Below are 5279 nucleotides of genomic sequence, written 5' to 3'. Positions count from 1 at the left end.
GAGCATGGCCGATACCGGCGGTACCGGGTATGCTGCTGCCAATGTTCACGGTCAACGACGAGGCTGTCGGTCCGCACCTAAAGGCTCACGGGACGGGCTCCGATCACGAGCGTTTGGTCCTCGAAGCGCGCGACGTCGCCTTCGACTGGGCGGAATTGCCGTTTCACTACGTGCCGGGCGAGCCGTTCACCACGCACATGCTCAACGTGTTGCACCTGCTGCTGCCGGCCGGCGAGGAGTTCTTCGTCGACCTGTTCAAACAGGCGCTGCCGCTGATCAAAGACGACCAGTTGCGCCTCGATGTGCAGGGATTCATCGGCCAGGAGGCGATGCACGCGCAGGCGCACACCGGCGTGCAGGAGTACTTCGCCGCCAACGACGTCGACGTGACACCGTTCACCGACCAGATGACCTGGCTGTTCGGCAAGCTGCTGGGCGACCGGCCGCGCTGGAGTGTGCGGCGGCAGCGCAGCTGGCTGCTCGAGCGGATAGCGCTCGTCTCAGCCATCGAGCATTACACCGCGATCCTGGGCGAATGGATCCTCAACACCCCGGAACTCGACGCGATCGGCGCCGACCCGGTGATGTTGGACATGCTCCGCTGGCACGGCGCCGAGGAAGTCGAGCACAAAGCCGTGGCCTTCGACCTGATGAAGCACTTGCGGGCCGGTTATCTGCGACAGGTCCGCACCCAGCTGGTCGTGACACCGGTGATGCTGCTGCTGTGGGTGCGTGGGGTGCGGTTCATGTACTCGGTAGACCGGCACGTTCCGCCCGGGTCCAAGCCGCGCTGGCGGTACTACTTCGCCGCGGCGCGACGGGGTTTGATGCCGGGACCGTTGCGATTCATCCGCGTCATCGGCGCCTACTACCTTCCGCGGTTCCATCCCTCGCAACTCGGCGGGGTGGAAAAGGCGGTCGACTACCTGGCGATCTCGCCCACCGCACGCGCCTCGCACTGAGCCGAGAGGATCCGATGACCACCGCTTCGGCTGACAGTTCCCACGCGCCGACCCGCAACACCGTGACCGCGTCCGACGGCGTCACGTTGGCGGTGCACGCCTACACCGAGATCGATCCGCACCGGCCGACTGTGCTGGCGATACACGGCTATCCAGACAACCATCACCTGTGGGACGGGGTCGCCGAACACCTCGTCGACCGCTACAACGTGATCGCGTACGACGTGCGTGGCGCCGGCGAATCGGCACGTCCAGCCGGCCGGTCGGATTACCGTTTCGCGCAACTGGTTTCCGATATCGGCACGGTCATCGACAGCCTGGGTGTCGGCCGCGTTCATCTGTTGGCGCATGACTGGGGCTCGATTCAAGCCTGGGCCGCCGTCACCGATGCGACGGTGATGGGCAAGGTGGCTTCGTTCACCTCGATATCCGGGCCGCACCTGAACTATGCCGGCAAGTTCCTGCGTTCGGCCCGCAGCCCGCGCGGTCTCGTCGAGGTGATCCGGCAATTCGTCGCGTCGGGCTACATCTGGTTCTTCCTCACCCCGGGTCTGCCGGAATTGCTGATCAGGGCGGGCGTGGGCATCAAAGTCGTTGAGACGCTGGGCCGTATCGGCAACTCCAGCACCCGGACCCGGCCCGGTGACCCGGTGCGCTCGACCGGCGACTACGTCAACGGGCTCAATCTCTACCGCGCCAACATGCCCGCGCCGTTCCTGGCCCCCGGTGCGAGGTTGCCCTGCACCAGCGTCCCGGTGCAGGTGCTGGTGCCGCGAATGGACATGTTCGTCACGCCGGCGTTGCAGCGGTACACCGGCTCGATTCCGTCGGGCAGCAGGGTTGTCCCGATCGAGGGTGGTCATTGGGTGGTGACGGCGCGCCCCGACGTGATCGCGCGACTGGCGGCCGACTGGATCGACCGGCACGTCGACGGCACCGCGCCGGCCACCGCGAGCGCGGTGCGCGCCGGGCCGCGCGATGTGCAGGGCAAACTCGCACTGGTCACCGGGGCCGGCGCCGGTATCGGCCGCGCCACCGCCGTCGAGTTGGCCCGCCAAGGCGCCGACACCGTGGTGATCGTCGACCGCGACCTGGCGGCGGCACAGCAGACCGTCGCCGCGGTTCGCGACGCCGGTGCCACGGCAGCGGCGTACCAGGCCGACGTCAGCGACGAAGCCGCGATGAATGCGCTTGCCGCACAAGTCAACAGCGACCATGGTGTGGTCGACATCCTGGTCAACAATGCCGGCATCGGGATGGCCGGCCGATTCCTCGAGACCACGCCCGCGCACTGGGACAACATCCTGGGCGTCAACCTGCGTGGCGTGCTCAACGGAAGCCGGGCGTTTGCCACGCAGATGGTCGACCGTGGTCAGGGCGGCACCATCATCAACGTGTCGTCGGCCGCGGCATTTCTCCCGTCGAAGTCGATGATCGCCTATGGCACAACAAAAGCCGCCGTGCTGGCGTTCAGCGAATCGTTGCGGGCGGATCTGGCTGACGACGGCATCACCGTCACCGCGGTGTGCCCGGGATTCGTGAACACGAACATCGCCAAGAACACCGTCTACGCCGGAATGACGTCCGACGAACAAGACACCGCCCGGCACAAAGCCGACGCCGCCTACCGTCGTCGCAACTACACGCCGGAGGCCACCGCCAAGGCGATCGTCAAAGCCGTCAAGAGCGGCCGGCCGGTAGTGCCGATCGCAGCCGAGTCACGGGTCGGCTACGCGATGCGGCGGATCAGCCCTTCGCTGATCCGGCTGTTGGCCCGCTACGACATTCGCCCGTGAGGTCATTGTGTCGGACAGCATTTGGGCCAGCAGGCCCGCAGACATCTACGGTCGTCGCGAACGGGACCGGCTCTTTACGGCCGTCTGGGGACTGACAACGGTGCTCGGCGGGCTCTCCGCGACGAGTCGCTGGAAACCGTCCCGCGTCATGCCGGTGGGCCGCACCCACGCCGCAGTAATCACCAAACGCGACCAGCTCAGCCCGGACGTGGTCGCGCTGACGTTCGCCGACCCCGACGGCGGCCTGCTGCCGTCGTGGACTCCGGGCAGTCACATCGACGTGCAACTGCCCTCGGGCCGTCGTCGCCAGTACTCGCTGTGCGGGCTGCCCGGTCGGCGCACCGACTACCGAATTGCGGTGCGCCGCATCGTCGATGGCGGCGGCGGGTCCATCGAAATGCACGACGCATACGCCGTCGGTGACCCACTGGTGTTCGAAGGTCCGCGCAACGCGTTCTATCTCGGCGGCGACGAGCGCGATGTGCTGTTCGTCATCGGCGGGATCGGGGTGACACCGATCCTGTCGATGATGCGCGCCGCGCAGCAACGTGGAATGAATTGGCACGCAGTCTATGCCGGCCGCAGCCGGGACTACATGCCGCTGCTGGACGAGGTGCTGTCGCTGGATCCCGACCGGGTCACGGTGTGGGCCGACGACGAGCGCGGTCGTTTCGCCACCGCAGACGATCTGCTCGCCGCCGCAACGCCGACCACCGCGGTGTACGTGTGCGGGCCGACCGGGATGCTGGAATCGGTGCGCGCCGCGCGCACCGAGCACGCGAACGCGCCGCTGCATTACGAGCGGTTCAGCCCGCCGCCGGTCGTCGACGGTATCCCGTTCGAACTCGAACTTGCCCGCTCGGGGCGGGTGCTCGAGGTGCCCGCCCACCGCTCGGCGCTCGATGTGATGCTCGACATCGACCCGACGGCCGCGCATTCCTGCCGGCAAGGGTTCTGCGGTACGTGCAAGGTCAAAGTGCTCGGTGGGCACGTCGACCGTCGCGGCCGCACCGCCGAAGCGGACGGCGAGATGCTGGTGTGCGTCTCCCGGGCCGGCGGCGGCCGCGTAGTGATTGACGCGTAAGGGACGCCTATAGGGTGAAGCCATGCGGGTAGCTGTGCTGGGGTCCAAGGGCAAAGTCGGTACGACGATGGTGCACGCCGTCCGGGCCGCCGAGGACTTGACCCTGTCCGCGGAAGTCGACGCCGGCGATGAGCTGAGCCTGTTGACCGACAACAAGACTGACGTGGTGATCGACTTCACCCATCCCGACGTCGTCATGGGCAACCTCGAATTTCTGATCGACAACGGCATCCACGCCGTCGTGGGCACCACCGGCTTCACCGAACAGCGGCTGCAGCAGGTCAGGTCATGGCTGGCCGCCAAGTCGGGCGTTTCCGTGCTGATCGCGCCCAACTTCGCCATCGGCGCGGTGCTGTCGATGCATTTCGCCAAGCAGGCCGCGCCGTATTTCGAGTCGGTCGAAGTGATCGAGTTGCACCATCCGCAGAAGGCCGACGCGCCGTCGGGGACCGCCGGCCGCACCGCCGCGCTGATCGCCGAAGCGCGAAAAGGCCTGCCGGCCAACCCCGATGCCACGAGCACCAGCCTGCCGGGTGCCCGTGGCGCCGACGTCGACGGCGTGCCGGTCCACTCGGTGCGGCTAGCCGGGTTGGTCGCTCATCAGGAAGTGTTGTTCGGCACGTTAGGGGAGACCCTGACCATCCGGCACGACAGCATCGACCGCACGTCGTTCGTGCCCGGTGTGCTGCTGGCGGTCCGCCGCGTTGGCGAACATCCCGGCCTGACAGTAGGAATCGAATCGTTGCTCAATCTGCAATGACCCAGAACGCGCGCGGTACGCGCATCCCGTTGCTGATCGCGCTGATGTGCGCGGCGCTGTTGGTGTACATCGTGCTGCTGGGCAGGACGGCGGCGCTGATGATCGGATCCGGGCGTGCCGTGGCCATCGCATTAGGCGGTGCGCTGCTGATCCTGCCCGGGATCGGACTGTGGGCGATGCTCGCCACCCTGCGTGCCGGCTTCGCCCACCAACGGCTCGCCCGTCTTGCCGCCGAGGACGGCATGGAACTCGACGTCGACGCGCTGCCGCGCCGGCCGTCGGGGCGCATCGAACGCGACGCCGCCGACGCGTTATTCGACCACGTCCGTGCCGAATTGGACGACGATCCGCACAACTGGCGTCGCTGGTATCGACTGGCGCGGGCCTACGACTATGCGGGTGATCGAGGCCGGGCGCGGGAAGCCATGAAGAAAGCCGTCGAGTTGCAGGGGCGCGAATGAGCAAGACGCTGCTGATCGTTCACCACACTCCGTCACCGGCCACCCGTGAACTCCTCGAAGCTGTCGTGGCCGGGGCCAACGACCCCGAGATCGAAGGCGTGGACGTGCTGACCCGACCGGCGCTGGCCGCCACCGTTCCCGACCTGCTCGACGCGGACGGTTACCTGTTCGGCACCCCGGCCAACCTCGGATACATGTCCGGGGCGCTCAAGCATT

General features: G+C 67.2%; 5 protein-coding genes and 1 pseudogene. All 6 read left to right on the top strand.

The window, feature by feature from the left end; translation table 11 throughout:
- Positions 1-41 precede the first annotated feature (41 nt).
- Positions 42-962 carry a metal-dependent hydrolase gene (locus ABDV69_RS20000; protein ID WP_343577485.1) on the top strand — a complete coding sequence of 307 codons (921 nt, stop codon included), beginning with the start codon at positions 42-44 and terminating at the stop codon, positions 960-962.
- Positions 963-976: 14 nt separating this feature from the next.
- Complete coding sequence (locus tag ABDV69_RS19995; RefSeq protein WP_343577483.1) at positions 977-2758, top strand: SDR family oxidoreductase; 1782 nt, start codon at positions 977-979, stop codon at positions 2756-2758.
- Between the two features lie 7 nt (positions 2759-2765).
- Complete coding sequence (locus ABDV69_RS19990) at positions 2766-3842, top strand: PDR/VanB family oxidoreductase (RefSeq protein WP_343577481.1); 1077 nt, start codon at positions 2766-2768, stop codon at positions 3840-3842.
- Positions 3843-3864: 22 nt separating this feature from the next.
- On the top strand, positions 3865-4602 hold the full coding sequence (gene dapB, locus ABDV69_RS19985; protein ID WP_343577480.1) for a 4-hydroxy-tetrahydrodipicolinate reductase: 738 nt from the start codon (positions 3865-3867) through the stop codon (positions 4600-4602).
- Complete coding sequence (locus tag ABDV69_RS19980; RefSeq protein ID WP_343577479.1) at positions 4599-5063, top strand: hypothetical protein; 465 nt, start codon at positions 4599-4601, stop codon at positions 5061-5063. The genes dapB and ABDV69_RS19980 overlap by 4 nt, the downstream gene beginning before the upstream one ends.
- Positions 5060-5279: pseudogene (locus ABDV69_RS19975) on the top strand (flavodoxin); the annotation flags it as partial. The gene ABDV69_RS19980 and the pseudogene ABDV69_RS19975, both read left to right, overlap by 4 nt.

This window comes from Mycobacterium sp. (assembly GCF_039583785.1).
GTDB lineage: Bacteria > Actinomycetota > Actinomycetes > Mycobacteriales > Mycobacteriaceae > Mycobacterium.
This window is presented reverse-complemented; position numbering and strand designations above follow the sequence as displayed.

What these genes read in the sequence shown, in the direction of transcription:
- ABDV69_RS20000 (WP_343577485.1), top strand. Translation starts at nt 42, where the DNA reads ATGTTCACGGTCAACGACGAGGCTGTCGGTCCGCACCTAAAGGCTCAC.
- ABDV69_RS19995 (WP_343577483.1), top strand. Translation starts at nt 977, where the DNA reads ATGACCACCGCTTCGGCTGACAGTTCCCACGCGCCGACCCGCAACACC.
- dapB (WP_343577480.1), top strand. Translation starts at nt 3,865, where the DNA reads ATGCGGGTAGCTGTGCTGGGGTCCAAGGGCAAAGTCGGTACGACGATG.
- ABDV69_RS19980 (WP_343577479.1), top strand. Translation starts at nt 4,599, where the DNA reads ATGACCCAGAACGCGCGCGGTACGCGCATCCCGTTGCTGATCGCGCTG.